Origin of the sequence: Bifidobacterium sp. ESL0728 (assembly GCF_029392015.1) — a bacterium.
Classification (GTDB): Bacteria; Actinomycetota; Actinomycetes; order Actinomycetales; family Bifidobacteriaceae; genus Bifidobacterium.
The window spans coordinates 99,291-113,309 of record NZ_CP113925.1 but is presented as its reverse complement, the minus strand read 5'-3'; the positions used below and the strand labels follow the sequence as shown (position 1 = coordinate 113,309).

At 55.5% G+C, this 14,019-nt stretch carries 8 protein-coding genes and 1 tRNA gene; 7 read left to right on the top strand and 2 right to left on the bottom strand.

The window, feature by feature from the left end; translation table 11 throughout:
- Positions 1-53 precede the first annotated feature (53 nt).
- Positions 54-1,010 carry a thioredoxin domain-containing protein gene (locus OZX67_RS00405; protein WP_277143108.1) on the top strand — a complete coding sequence of 319 codons (957 nt, stop codon included), beginning with the start codon at positions 54-56 and terminating at the stop codon, positions 1,008-1,010.
- Between the two features lie 637 nt (positions 1,011-1,647).
- Here the strand turns inward: OZX67_RS00405 and OZX67_RS00400 are convergent.
- On the bottom strand, positions 1,648-2,643 hold the full coding sequence (locus OZX67_RS00400; protein WP_277143106.1) for a DsbA family protein: 996 nt from the start codon (positions 2,641-2,643) through the stop codon (positions 1,648-1,650).
- A gap of 540 nt (positions 2,644-3,183) precedes the next feature.
- Here OZX67_RS00400 and OZX67_RS00395 point away from each other — a divergent pair.
- The 6 genes from OZX67_RS00395 (at position 3,184) to OZX67_RS00370 (ending at position 11,912) form a co-directional block, all read left to right on the top strand.
- Positions 3,184-3,257: transfer RNA gene (locus tag OZX67_RS00395), tRNA-Thr, on the top strand.
- Positions 3,258-4,069: 812 nt separating this feature from the next.
- Entirely contained in the window at positions 4,070-5,602 is a 1,533-nt protein-coding gene (locus OZX67_RS00390) for a G5 domain-containing protein (RefSeq protein WP_277143104.1), read from the top strand.
- A gap of 327 nt (positions 5,603-5,929) precedes the next feature.
- The gene (locus OZX67_RS00385) at positions 5,930-7,192 is read left to right on the top strand and encodes an ATP-binding protein (protein ID WP_277143101.1); all 1,263 of its coding nucleotides are present in this window, start codon (positions 5,930-5,932) and stop codon (positions 7,190-7,192) included.
- Positions 7,189-8,709 carry an rRNA adenine dimethyltransferase family protein gene (locus OZX67_RS00380; RefSeq protein ID WP_348519605.1) on the top strand — a complete coding sequence of 507 codons (1,521 nt, stop codon included), beginning with the start codon at positions 7,189-7,191 and terminating at the stop codon, positions 8,707-8,709. Before OZX67_RS00385 ends, OZX67_RS00380 begins: the two co-directional genes overlap by 4 nt.
- Positions 8,710-8,958: 249 nt before the next feature.
- The gene (locus OZX67_RS00375) at positions 8,959-9,588 is read left to right on the top strand and encodes a LytR C-terminal domain-containing protein (RefSeq protein WP_277143099.1); all 630 of its coding nucleotides are present in this window, start codon (positions 8,959-8,961) and stop codon (positions 9,586-9,588) included.
- Between the two features lie 842 nt (positions 9,589-10,430).
- Positions 10,431-11,912 (top strand): RNA-binding domain-containing protein, encoded by a 1,482-nt coding sequence (locus OZX67_RS00370; protein WP_277143098.1) that lies wholly within the window; start codon positions 10,431-10,433, stop codon positions 11,910-11,912.
- Positions 11,913-12,365: 453 nt separating this feature from the next.
- On the opposite strand, the gene OZX67_RS00365 is transcribed toward OZX67_RS00370, so the two are convergent.
- Complete coding sequence (locus tag OZX67_RS00365; protein WP_277143096.1) at positions 12,366-13,790, bottom strand: CCA tRNA nucleotidyltransferase; 1,425 nt, start codon at positions 13,788-13,790, stop codon at positions 12,366-12,368.
- Positions 13,791-14,019: the final 229 nt, after the last annotated feature.

Here is a 14,019-nt window from a genome sequence, read left to right as displayed (position 1 = left end):
ACGGTCGATGAACCCGCGATTGGCAGCATTTCTGTAAATATAAAGAAGGACATATGGCACAGCAGGGCAATAAAAAAGCGCAAAAACGCCAGACAAGAGCCAGACGCAAAGCCGAGGAAGAGGCACGGCAGAAAGCGCTAGAAGAGGCCGCTGCCAAGGAACGCAAGCAGCAGACCATCATCGGCGCCCTCGTCGTTGCCATCATCCTCATTCTCGCCATCATTATCGCCGTGGTTTCCTTGCAATCCATCCACAAGAAACACGAGGCGAACAAGATCACCCCGGATGCTTCATATTCCGCCCTGCAAAAAGTGAAGACCAAGCCGAAGCACATCGACAGCAAGGGCGGTATCCTCATCTCCAAGGACGGTTACGACAAGAAGATCGCCAAAGTACCGACCGTCGAGATCTACATGGACCCGCTTTGCCCCGGCTGCGGTTCGCTGCACCGCCAAATCGACACCGACCTCGATAAATTGGTGGATTCCGGCCAGATCAATCTCGTCTACCATTTCATGAATTTCCTGGACCCGGATTCAACCGACCAGTATTCCACCCGCGCCGCCGGCGCCTTGCTTTACGTCGCCAGCCACGATGCGGATTCCCAGCATCTGCTCGATTTCGTCAGCAACCTTTACAAGAAGGACTACCAGCCCGCCGAAGGCCCGGATTACAAGCCGACCAGCAATGCGCAGATTCAGGCGCAGGCCGTGTCCGCCGGCATTTCCCGCGACGTGATGAACAAGGCGTTCGACGGCACGTACAACAAGTGGCTCAAGGCGTCATACGATTACACGGTCCGGCGCAAGGACCTGCTCAACAGCTCCGGGCAGATGAGTACCCCGGCCGTCACCATCAACGGCAAGCTCATGGACATGTCCGAGATCTCGCAGCTGGGCATCACCCAGCAGCAGGCTCTGCTGAAGTCGCTTGGCATCAAAGAGGCACAAGTCGGCAAGGAAGGCGTCAAGCCGAAAATCGGCACCGGGGCGCCTGAATCCTTGAGCTGACAAGATTCTCACCATCCCGCTTCACAAAGCCGGCGGTAGATTCACGCTTTTGCGTGCAGTCTGCCGCCGGTTTTGTCGGTTATCGGCACGATTCATCGCTGCGATTGACAACTTTATGATTACTCCGTTTCAGCGTTAACAGGTTTTACTACTTTATTACTGACAGACTTGTTGTTTTATTGCCTTGCCACTTTGTTGCTTCATTGCTTTATTACTAACAGACTTATTGCTTCACTGTTTCACTGCTTCACTGTTTCACGGCTTCATCGCTTCATCGCAGAAGGCCCATCGTCCCGGCCTCACCGCTTGACTGACAACTTTGCGGCAACCGTATCTCTCTATATCCGCATCCCGGTGCGAAACCATTTAACGTGTTTGCTGTATCCGTATCCCGGCGCGAAACCACTTGGCTTGTTTACTGTATCCGTCAGCCGACATCAGCCATCCTGTATAGCTCCGCAGCAAACGAGCAGGAGCGGAAACCCGAATCAACGCGGCGCATAGAACCTACAGCTCGCCGTCAGCAAGACTACAAAACTACAAAACTACAAAACCGCAATAAAACAGGCAAGATTACAAAGCCAGCACTACCGCCACTACCGCCGAAGCCGCCCCCACCGGCAAAACCGCAGCAAGTTCACGCAGAAGGCTCGGTCTTGGGGAACGCTGGACTGCCGTTGCTGCCGATGGCCGGCTGCCTGCCGGGCATACCGATGTCTTCATTGGCAAGGCCGATGGACTGCAGAATGGCCACCTTATAGGTGAGGCCGATGTCGGAAATTCCCGAAATATCAAGCATCTTGCCGTTGATGACCACCACGGGCGTGGTGAGCTTGCCCTTGAACTGGCCGGTGATGTCCTTGAGCTCAGGCCGACGCAATGTGTATTGCGCAGCTGCGGAAAGCCACGGCTCGTATTCGTTGCCGAAAGCCTTGGCGGCAATATCCGCCGGAACACCGGACGCCACGGCCTGCTGCTGCAGCTGTTCGTTGCTCACGGGCTTGTAATTGGCCGCCTCTTCGGGCTGGAAGGCATCGGCGTGGATATTGGTGAGGAAGTCAAGCAGATGGTCGGGGTCGGGGTCGTTGGACGAAATATAGGCCACGCCGTTATCGGCACGCGATGAATAATGATCGGTTGACATGTTGTCCAGGAACGTCACCGGGTGAACTTCAAGATTGATCTGACCGGCATCGAGCAACGCACGGAACGTCGCATCCATCTGCTGATGGAGGACGGCGCATCCCGGGCACATCGGATCGGTGTAGATTTCGAGCGTCGGGGCGTTGGCGGCCTTTTTACCGTATCCCTCGTGCGAAAAGAGTATGCCACCTTTGTCGTTGGTATATCTCGGCTTCAGTTTTACGCTCTGCAACGCGGAGTAAGCCTGATCCTCGGTAATATTTTGTGCGGCATTGCGCTTGGCAATGGAACGGTAACTGACAAGTCCGATAACGGCCACGAAAATGACGACAATGACAAAAGCAATGAATCCGACGACACGACGCTGCTTACGTTCTTTGATTTCCTGCGCCCGACGGGCCTGAATCAGCAAATCTCCAGCGTCGGCGGCACCATACCAAGAGGTATTAGCTGTCGACCGTGCGTAGCTATTGCGTGTATGCCGAGCCATGCCCTGTCCTCTATACTCTTTGCGCTAGCAACGTTGTCCACTTTGCCGGACCCTTGCGGGATACCGGCCGATCATGTCCTAACATTCCTACCCCCCAACAAGCTATGTGGCATTTACGAAAATGCAATACCAAATACGATGTGCAAGAAGCAGCATTCTTACAATATAACACGAGTCAAAACCCGCCGAATCATGTCTCGTCTAGCGAAGTCGTTTTGCGCAAAACGCAACTCCATTTTATATGACGTAGAATGATAAAAGAGGCCAGAAATCCATTTATATCAGTAATTATCACTTTTTAACACCCATAGAAAACCGGAACTAAAAATAAACGTGGAACGTTTTATGTCAAGCCTGAATGTAGTCATACTTCGTTTTAAGTAACACTTATCACAAACGTTTGAATTACGTTTGGAATGATGAAATTTTTTAGTTCAAATTTCCGCGTACTACGAAAGCCAAACGAACGCCTCAAGGTAATCGAGCCTTGCTGTTACAGTAATGGTCTGTCTGGTTTTGTCGGATACGATCGAAGCCAACGCCTCCTTAGCTCAGATGGCCAGAGCGGCCGCCTTGTAAGCGGCAGGTCGTCGGTTCGATCCCGACAGGAGGCTCACCGGTGCGATGTTGCGGTGAGAGACAAGGGTTGTTTGTGTTGTAGATGTGTGCAGTTGAGTTGTGTGTTGTAGTTGTTCGCGGTTGAGGCAAGCGGTGCGCTTCAATTAAAGCAGTAACGGATTTTGTTGTAAGCCCACGAGAGTGGGTTGTGTGCGTTGTGGCGGTTCGTAAACCTCACGTCACAGCGATCCCGGCGTGAAGGAGGCGCCGACGGTATTACTCGTGCTCGAGTAAGTAAGCGTTGTTCCTCTTCCATACGGGGGCAACGTCCAAGGGCGAAACTTCCCCCAATTTGCTTCGCCCTTTAGGGGCGGGAATATCCCCTTCTCTCCCGCCCCTTTTCCCTTTTTAAAAGTGCCTAGCACTTTGGGATTCCAGTGGGAAAAGCACCATTTCAACGCCGATTTGGTGCTTTTCCCACTGCCCCACAACCCAACCGAGGAGAAAAGCACCTTTTCGAGGCCGTTTTAGTGCTTTTCCCACTGATTCACAACCCAACCGAGGAGAAAAGCACCATTCCACGGCCGTTTTAGTGCTTTTCCCACTGATTGACAGGCTTCCCGTGGAAAAAGCACCATTTCGAGGCCGTTTTAGTGCTTTTCCCACTGCTTCATAACCCACGTGAGGAGAAAAGCACCTTTTCGGACAGCGCCATTGAGTACGCCGTCTGTAGCCATGCTTTCTTTGCAAAACCTTGACCTCATAACCCGGATAGGCATGCAACCCCCAGCGTGAAACCGATAGACTGTAGAATGGATAGGACTATGGATATGCGCGGCATATCCGGCAATTTCTTCAGGGGGTTTGGATGGCACGTCGATGGACTCCGCGGCGCTTCGTCACGTTGCGCAGGATTCGCGTGGCGGTTTGCGTGGGCGTGGTGCTGCTGGCCAGCATCATTTTCTTCGCCATCACCGCGCGCAAAACCGTGGCCCTGACGGTCAATGGCGAAACCAAAAACGTCACTACTTATTCGGCGAGCGTTCCCAGATTCCTTGAATCGCAGGGCGTCAAGACAAAAACCCACGATTTCATCGATTCCACCAACGAGCAGGCGGGGCTTACCAATAACGATGTGGTCACCGTGCGCAGCGCCTACCAAACCACCATCAATATCGAGGGCCAGGAAGTGCCCTTCTGGACCTACGCGACGAGTGCCGACCAGCTGCTCGGCTTCTTCAAGGCCAATGATCAGAACGCCGCAAAGGTGTCGGTCAACGTCGGCAACGTCTATAACCAGCTCACCGGCGGGTTCGTCATCAACAAGGCCGGCCCGGTGACGGTGATCGCCGACGGCAAGACCTCAGTGGCACCCAACGGCAAGCTTACGGCCGCCTCGATTCTCGATTCCAAAAACATCACCATCGGCAAAGACGACCGGGTGAGCGTCAGCGAGGAAAATGGGCAGACCATTCTGCGCGTCCAGCGCGTCACCCATGGCGAGGAGACGAAGGACGTCAGCCTGCCGTTCTCCACGCGCACCGTGGTCGACCCGAACCTCCAGCCCGGCCAGACCGAGATTCGCCAGGCCGGCCAAAACGGCAACAAACAGCAGGTCTACGACGTCACCTACGTCGACGGACAGGCCGAAAGCTCGACGCTCAAATCCGAAGCCGTCACGCAAGTGCCGGTCGACCAGATTGTGGCCGTGGGCCCGGCAGCGCCTGCTCCGGCGCCTTCAACCGGCGGCGATAGCAGCAGCAATGGAAGTAGCACTGGAACCGGAACCGACTCTGATAGCGGATCAAACAGCAGTAGTGACGCGAACAAGGGCAATGACAATTCGAGCAATTCGAGCCCGTCCGCGCCTTCACCTTCTGCTCCGTCACAACAGCCAAATCAGCCCAGCCAACCGAGTACACCTTCCGCGCCGGCTCAACAGCCGCAGCAACCTCAACAGCCACAGCAGCCGAGCAAGCCCTCACAGCCGGCACCGGCACCAAGTCCTGCGCCGGCTCCGGCACCCGCACCTTCGACACCCAACCAAGGCGGCTTGTGGCATGCTTCCGGAACGGTGGCACAGACCTACGCCTGCGCAATGGTGATGCAACACAGCGGATGGGGCTGGGGCCAGGGGGATTGCCAGCCGCTCATCAACATGTGGAACAAGGAATCCGGCTGGAGATGGAACGCACAGTATTACAATAATGGTCGCAATGATCCATACAATAACGCCTATGGCATTCCCCAGTCGTATCCCGGTCGCAAAATGGCCGACTTCGGCAGCGACTGGTTGGACAACTCCGCCACCCAGATTGATTGGGGCTTGAGCTATATCCACAACAGGTACGGCAGCCCGACAGCGGCTTGGAACCACTGGCTGCAAACCGGCAGCTACTGATACGCGTGGTGGATGGTAGCGATAGCGGTAGCATTCCGCGATTCCAGGTCCTTAATCTGACTTGTAAGTCTTCGTCTTCCTGAATATGAGAGTGTAAGTTATACCTGACGCTCTCATATTTATCCCGTAAAACGTAAGTTATACCTGACGCTTTTGCCGTTTTCACCATCAACTTTCAGGCGTAACTGAAACTTCCAGCATACAAACCTCGAAATATCAGTTACAACTGACACTCTTACATTTTATTATGAAAGTGTCAGGTATAACTTACACTTTTACAATTTTATGCTAAAGTGTAAGTTACAACTGACACTTTGGAGCATCACTATGAACCATAAAACCGCCGTCCTCCGACCGCAATATCTTGCCGAACTCAAGCCCTTCATCGGCACGGAACAGGTCAAGGTGCTTCAAGGCGTCCGCCGCTGCGGCAAATCCACCATCCTCCGCATGATCTGCGACGAACTGGCAGCCACTGGCGTGCCAAAAAGCAACATTTACTACAAGCGCTTCGACGAATTCGGCCTGCCTATGCGCAAGACCGGGGATGAACTGACCCGGGAACTCTCGAAAGCCTTCGAACGCAGCGACCCCAGCAAGATGATGTACGTCTTCCTCGACGAGATTCAGGAAGTCGACCAATGGGAAAAGGTCGTGCGCGGCCTGCACACACGCGAAAACACCGACGTCTATATCACCGGTTCCAACGCGGCCCTGCTTTCGAGCGATCTCGCGACGCTGCTTGCGGGACGTACCATCACTTTCAACATTTACCCGCTTTCGTTCGCCGAATACCTCGATTTCATCGACCATTTCAAAGAAACCAGCGCCAAAGTGCTTGCCAAAAAATCAACCGATGATCTATTCTTGGAATACCTGCGTTTCGGCGGCATGCCAAGCCTTTTCTCACTCCAATCCTGGAATCCGGAAATCATCGCGCGTGAATTGGACTCGATTTACAACACGGTCATCCTGCGCGACGTGGCCGAACGACTCGATATCCGCGACATCGCTCTGCTCAACCGCCTGGTCTCGTACCTGTTCTCCACATCCGGCAACCTTTTCTCCACACGTAAAATCGTCGGCGCACTGGTGAGCTCCGGCAGGAAGACCTCGGCGGAAACGGTGGAAAACTACATCGCCGCGTTGAGTCAGGCGTTCATCATCAACGGCGTGGCACAAACCGGGCTTCGGGGCAAAAAAGCGCTCACGCCTCTTCGCAAGTTCTATCCGGTCGACACCGGCTTGCGCAACATGGCGAACGACTTTTCAGCCAGCCGAGACCTCGGTTTCCAACTCGAAAACGTGGTATGCAACGAGCTGCTGCGCCGCGGCTGGAAGGTGGAGGTCGGCACAGACGGCAAGGCGGAAGTCGATTTTGTGGCACGAAAATACGCGAAAATAGAATATTTCCAAGTTACGGAAACCATGCTCGGTGCTGACGTTCGCGCCCGTGAGCTCGCGCCGTTGCAAGCTCTGCGCGACTCGTTCCCAAAGACGGTGCTGACGCTGGACCATTTCTCCACCGGGACCACCGAAGACGGCATCAATATCGTCAATATCATCGACTGGCTGACTGCAAAGCAATGAGCCGCGCCACGCCTACGAGTAATTTGGACTGCATGAACGAGCGAGCAACGAGGGACATGATGGGGCAATCTGGAACGGTTCCGTCCGGCGGCAACAAACGCACAGCAGAAACGAGAAATGAGGCGACGCCGCCTAGTCGGATAGATGACCGGTCGCACACCGGCCACTTATCGGACCACTTATCGGACCGTTTATCGGAAACGCAAGAAACAGAAAATAACGACGCTTCAGCCACTCACACAGACGGTCGGTCACATACCTGCCATTTATCGGGAACGAAAGACGCAGAAAATGGGGACGCTTCGGCCACTCACGCCAACGGACAGTCTCATACCGGCCACCTGCTGGGGGCGGGGGATATTCGGCGGATCGCTAGCGAAGCGGGGATCAGCCCGACCAAGAAATTCGGGCAGAACTTTGTGATTGACCCCGGGACCGTACGGCGAATCGTGCGCGAAGCCGGGGTTTCCGCCGATACCAAAGTGCTCGAAGTCGGGCCCGGCCTGGGCTCGCTTACGTTGGCATTGCTGGAAAGCGGCGCATCCGTCACGGCGGTGGAAATCGACCCTGCGCTGGCGAAACGTCTGCCGGAAACCGTCGCCGAATTCATGCCGGAAGCGACCGACCGACTTACCATCGTCACCGCCGACGCGATGAGCCTGAGTCCCGAGACGCTACCAGATTTTGCGCCGAACAATGTTTGCCAACCTGGCCGTAGGCATTCGGCCATAAATACTGAGACAAATTCGGATTCCAGCAACAACAATGGCAACTCTCTAGCGAACGTTAAGGGAAACGACGCTACCAGCAAAGATGCGTCAGAATCTGAGACTTCAACGACTGGTTACAATATTGGCAGTGCCAAATCATCCGCCAGCTGCCCAGACACTACAAGTGGCAGTATCGGCAACCCCTTTACCCTCGTCTCCAATTTGCCTTATAACGTGGCGACGCCGATATTGCTGACTTTGCTGGAACGCTTCGAAAACCTCGACCATTTCCTCGTCATGGTGCAGAAGGAAGTGGCCGACCGGCTTGCAGCCAAGCCCGGCTCCAAGATCTACGGCACTCCGAGCGTGAAACTGGCATGGTACGGGCAAGCAGAGCGCGTCGGACTCGTTGGTCGCAACGTCTTCTGGCCAGCGCCGAACGTCGATTCCGCGCTGGTTTCGTTCACGCGCTACGACGAAAACGCCAACAGCAAAAATGAGACGACGAGCGACGCCGACACAAAACCCGGCCAGAACGCCGACAAGAAGTCCGCCCTTCAAAATTCGCAATCCACAGATACCACGAATCGGCCCACCTCACCCATTAGAGCACAAGCCAGTCGCGAGAAGGTGTTCCAGCTGATTGACGCTGCTTTCGGCCAGCGCCGCAAGACCTTGCACGCGGCACTGAAAAAGCTGGTACCGGCAGAGGCATACGCAAAAGCCGGCATCGACCCGACCAGACGCGGCGAGACCCTGACCATCGAAGAATTCGCGTCACTGGCGGCCGTCGCGGCCGAAAGCTGACTCTCTTTGTTCGCCCTATTCTCGCAGCTTCTGGCTCATTCGAAAAGTAACTATAATCCAATGAATTTCAATACAATATATTATGAATAGGTTTTGTTAGCCTTGTCGCCGCCGAACGCGAATACCCGTCCTCGCGTCACACTCTCACGGTAGAGTGAAAACGTCGATATTTCGCCAAATCCCCTGCACGTCGGGTAAGTCCACGAACTTGCGGGGAATGGCCCAGACACGGGTTGACAGGAACGAACAATGCAGCAATTTAGCGACGAACGCCAGGCACGCAAGCAGTATGTGCACCACCGTCAGGTGCGCGTGTTTTCAACGATTGCGGCCGTTCTCGTTGTCGCGCTCGTGATTTCGTTCTTCGTCTTCTTCCACACCATCGGCAAAAGCAACGCCGGCGTGCCACAGGCGCAAACCAATTTCGGGGCGCCGCTTGTCTGCGCATCCGACGACCCCGTTAAAAGTCCGGCCGCGTATCAGGCAAACGGCAACGTTGAGGTCAACGTATTGAACGGGACGAAAGCGGTCGGCCTTGCCAAAGCGGTCGGCGACGCGCTGCAAAACCGTCATTTCAACGTCTCCACCGTGGGTGATTTCAGTTCGCGAAAAGTCGAACGGACCACTATTTACTACGGACGCAACAATATTGCGCAGGCTTATACGGTCTACAGCAATTTGACCGACGCGAAAATGGTGATGGATCAGCGGCAGGACGCGGTGGTGAGCGTGGTCATCGGCTCGACGTTCACCGATCTGGCCGCAAAGGAATCGGTGCCCGCCTCCGGCACCGCAATCAAAAACATCGAGGGCTGCATCCCGCCGAGCAAAGTCGACGTCAACAAGCTTCCCCGGGATTTCCGCCAGCCCAAGCAGTAATTACTCGCAATTAGCGATTTAGAAATATTAGCTTTTAAAATCGGCGGCAGATTACTCCGCCGCCGAAACCCGCCTCGCTACCTGCAAAGGTAGTTCGGTACCGGCGCTACTCTAGCTTCCAGACCACCAACAACAGGCAACCTGCAAGAATCGCAGCCTCCCAGAGGGGATCAACCCTGGACACCATCGCGAGCAACACCACCGCCGCGAGCCGGCAGAGCCCGGAGTCCCCGGGCTTTCTATTTCTAGACGCCATTTCAGGCCTCCAAACTTATGTGGATTCAGCCGGCCTTATGGTCCCGGCCGGTCGCCCGCACGTTTCCGGTTCTCCGTCTCACGGGATTACCGTGCCACGTGCGTGCGGCATATCCAACGTGACACATTGAGAGACGAATTGCAAATTAAAACAGCAAAATCAAGGAAAAATCAAGAAACCTTGAGAAAATTTGAGAACCAAACACCGTTGTGATATGTTCGAAACGTCGGTTGGAGTCGTCTCACCTCGGGGCATCAGCCCGGGTCTTCAAAGCTTCGCTCCGTTGGACTTCACCGATAGGGCGTTGTCTATTATCGTCCTTACTTATGTAGATGATTTGTGCGGGTCGCTGGCTTCGGCTGGCGGCCCGCACGAGTTTTTTGATTGCGCCTATAACCCACGCTTACTCGGCGATTAAGCCACCTTCTGGCCTATAACCCAACTTTCGCAGTCCAACGCTTCAACTCAGCGACAGCGGTATCGTGGCCGGCGGGATTTGCGACCGATCAAAGCCTTCTCTATTCTGGGTTATCATCGAATAAAGGAATACCAATAGGCATGGAGCCGCTTTCGGAAAGGTTGAATCATGGCTGATCGACTTGACATTTCGAAGCTGTGCGAGACCAACCAGATAGAGGCCAAACTCGCCAAACACGGCCTTCCACATAGCATTTGGGAGACCTATTCCTCCTTCGCGAACAGCGAGGGCGGAAAAATCCTGTTGGGCGTCGCCGAAGACAAAGCAACGCGCAAACTGTCCATCTCCGGCGTGGACAACGCCGAAAAACTCATCAGAGATTTCTGGAGCACTCTCAACGACCGTGAAAAGGTCAGCATCAATATCCTCACAGACGAGGACATAAGCGTCCAGTCCGAAAACGGCAAAGACATTGTCGTCATCAACGTCCCCGCAGCCAGACGGGAAAACAAGCCCGTCTATCTCGGGCCCAACCCGCTCACCGGCGCATACCGCCGGAACGCGGACGGCGACTACCATTGCACGGCCGATGAAAGCCGTGCGATGCTACGCGACAGCAGCCTTGCCCCTCTCGACCGCAAAATCGTAGAAGAGGTGAGTCTCGACGCCATCAGCAAGGACACGCTCGACACCTACCGCAAGAACCTTGCGTTCCGGCGTCCCGACCACCCGTGGAACAGCCTGCCAGACAAGGATTTCCTCCTGAAACTCAACGCCGTGGATTTCGCGAAGGATTCCACGCTTTATCCGACCCGCGCCGGCCTGCTGATGTTCTGCGACAATCAGGCAATCACGCGGGAATTCCCCGACTATTTCCTCGATTATCACGAAAAACTCGGGCAGAACCGCTGGGACGACCGCATCATTTCAACCGAAGGCACATGGAGCGGCAATCTTTACGACTTCTGGCTAAAAGTCACCACGAAACTCATCGCCGCCATTCCGCACCCCTTCCGGCTCGCCCCGAACATGCAGCGGATCGACGAAGGCCCGATGGACAAGGCCGTACGCGAGGCGCTGACCAACACCCTCGTCCACGCGGATTACTACGGCCGACGCGGAACCGTTGTCATTCGCGAGCTCGACTGCCTCGAATTCACCAACCCCGGCGGGCTCAGGCTCACCAAAGATGAAGTATTACAAGGCGGCATCTCGGATTCACGCAACCCCACGCTGCTTGCGATGTTCAACCTCGTCGGCGGCGGGGAACGCATGGGCAGCGGGTTCGATGTGATGCGCCAGGGCGCTGCAGACATCGGCGCCGAAGACGCCACCCTCACCACCACCCAGTCGTTCCCGAACCGCACGACGCTGACCGTGCCGATAAAGAACGTTAAGAAGCGAGCGACAGATGTATCGGAAGCGGAAAATCAACAATCCGAACAAGCGAACTCGGGGCTTTCCAATAATGAACGCCGCATAGTTGACCTCTTGACAGAATCCCCCCAACCAATGAAGACAAGCGAAGTAGCGCAACAGCTCGGCTTAAGCATTTCTTGGACAAGCCAACAGTTGAGATCCCTTGAGGCGAGAGGGATGGTTAGCCGTGATGGGGTTACAAGAGGTGCACACTATACAGTCCACAAATAACTAAACAAACCGAAAACGCGAGGCCCGCCATAGTATTTTGGCGGGCCTCGCGTTATCTCGCGTTATCTCGCGTTATCTCGCGTTATCTCGCGTTATCTCGCGTTATCTCGCGTTATCTCGCGTTATCTCGCGTTATCTCGCGTTATCTCGCGTTATCTCGCGTTATCTCGCGGTAACTCGCGGTAACTCGCGGTAACTCGCGGTAACTCGCGGTAACTCGCGTTATCTCGCCCACATTTTCGCGTACATTTTCGCGTACATTCGCGTACGTTTTCGCGTATTCGCGTACATTCGCGTACACAATCTCGTACTATCTCGTACTATTTCGCGGTAACTCGCGGTAACTCGTACTATTTCGGAGTATCTCGTACAATCTCGCGTACATTCGCGTACGTTTTCGCGCATTCGCGTACATTGCCGATATCAAACGTGCTGTCGACAGTCACAGTCGAATTAGCTGACCAAGCCCTCATCAGTGGCCCAACGCTTGAGCTCGGCGACCGCCGTGTCGTGGTCGGCGGGGCCGTGATCGAGGCGGTAGTCGAGCATGTGCTTGTAGGCGCGGCCGACCTCCGGGCCGGGCTTGATACCGAGGATTTCGATGATCTCGTTACCGTTGACGTCCGGGCGAATCGCGTCGAAGTCCTCTTTCTTCTTCAGGTCGCGAACACGGGCCTCCAGCTCGTCCATCGCATCGGAGAACATCAGCGCCTTGCGCTTGTTCTGCGTGGTGGCGTCGGCGCGGGTCAGGCGGTTCAGACGCTCGTAAAGATGCCCGGAATCCTTGACATACCGGCGAACGGCAGAGTCCGTCCACGGCTCGTCGACGTAGCCGTGGAAGCGCAGATGCAGGTTCACCAGCTCACTGACGTCGGAGACGATATGGTGGTCGAAACGCAACGCTTTCAGGCGTTTGCGCACCAGCTTCGCCCCTACCACGTCGTGATGATGGAAGCTCACCTTGCCGTGCGGTTCGAAGCGGCGGGTGGCGGGCTTGCCGATGTCGTGCAGCAATGCGGCAAGGCGCAAGGTCAAATCAGGTGCCGGCACAGGCCCGTCGGGCCCGGTTTCCAGTGCGATCGCACGGTCGAGCACCATCAGCGTGTGCTCGAAAACGTCCTTGTGACGATGATGCTCGTCGATCTCCAGCTTCAGCGCCGGAATCTCAGGCAATACGATATCAGCCAAGCCGGAATCGACCAACGCCTCGATGCCCTCGTGCGGGCGCCCGGAAAGCAGCAGCTTGGTGATTTCGTCACGCACGCGCTCGGCGGAGACGATGGAGATGCGGTCGACCATGTCGGTGATAGCCTCGGCGGTGTCCGGCTCGATGCGGAAGCCGAGCTGGGCAACGAAACGCACCGCACGCATCATGCGCAGCGGGTCATCCTCGAAGGATTGCCGCGGGTCGACCGGCGTGCGTAATACGCCCTTAGCCAAATCGCTGGCCCCGCCGAACGGGTCCACAAACTCAAGGTCGGGGACGCGCAGAGCCATCGCGTTGACAGTGAAATCGCGCCGCGAAAGGTCACCTTCCAGCGAATCCCCATAGCTTACTTCCGGCTTGCGGGAATCGGGGTCGTATTTATCAGAACGGTACGTAGTGACTTCGACCTTGACTTCGGTGCCGTCCTTGCGACGCCGCATCGCACCCAACGTGCCGAATTTGCGGCCCATATCCCAGAAGCCATCGTGTCCGAAACGCTTCAGGATCGGCTCGAACTGCTCGGGTCGTGCGGAGGAGCAGAAGTCAAGGTCGTGGCTTTTGCGGTGCAACAGCAGGTCGCGCACGGGCCCGCCCACCAGCGAAAGCTCGTATCCTTGATCTGCGAACATGTGCCCCAGCTCAATGGCCTCAGGCCACACCTCAAACTCCACGATTTGCCTCCAACGTTCGAATTTCACGCGCCTTCCAGCATACCGTCACCGTTGCCCCCGCAAGTTCCCCGCGCCCGACCGGCCGTCGCCATACCCGATAGCCGCGAATGACACACCAAGGCAACCGGTTGAACCGATAATATTTCGTATTACTTCCTTGGAATTACGTAGCATTACGTAAGTTGACCAATTACCGGCCATAAAACGCCGAATCCACCGCATTTATTAT

What these genes read in the sequence shown, in the direction of transcription:
- OZX67_RS00390 (WP_277143104.1), top strand. Translation starts at nt 4,070, where the DNA reads ATGGCACGTCGATGGACTCCGCGGCGCTTCGTCACGTTGCGCAGGATT.
- OZX67_RS00370 (WP_277143098.1), top strand. Translation starts at nt 10,431, where the DNA reads ATGGCTGATCGACTTGACATTTCGAAGCTGTGCGAGACCAACCAGATA.
- OZX67_RS00380 (WP_348519605.1), top strand. Translation starts at nt 7,189, where the DNA reads ATGAGCCGCGCCACGCCTACGAGTAATTTGGACTGCATGAACGAGCGA.
- OZX67_RS00400 (WP_277143106.1), bottom strand. Translation starts at nt 2,643, where the DNA reads ATGGCTCGGCATACACGCAATAGCTACGCACGGTCGACAGCTAATACC.
- OZX67_RS00375 (WP_277143099.1), top strand. Translation starts at nt 8,959, where the DNA reads ATGCAGCAATTTAGCGACGAACGCCAGGCACGCAAGCAGTATGTGCAC.
- OZX67_RS00405 (WP_277143108.1), top strand. Translation starts at nt 54, where the DNA reads ATGGCACAGCAGGGCAATAAAAAAGCGCAAAAACGCCAGACAAGAGCC.
- OZX67_RS00385 (WP_277143101.1), top strand. Translation starts at nt 5,930, where the DNA reads ATGAACCATAAAACCGCCGTCCTCCGACCGCAATATCTTGCCGAACTC.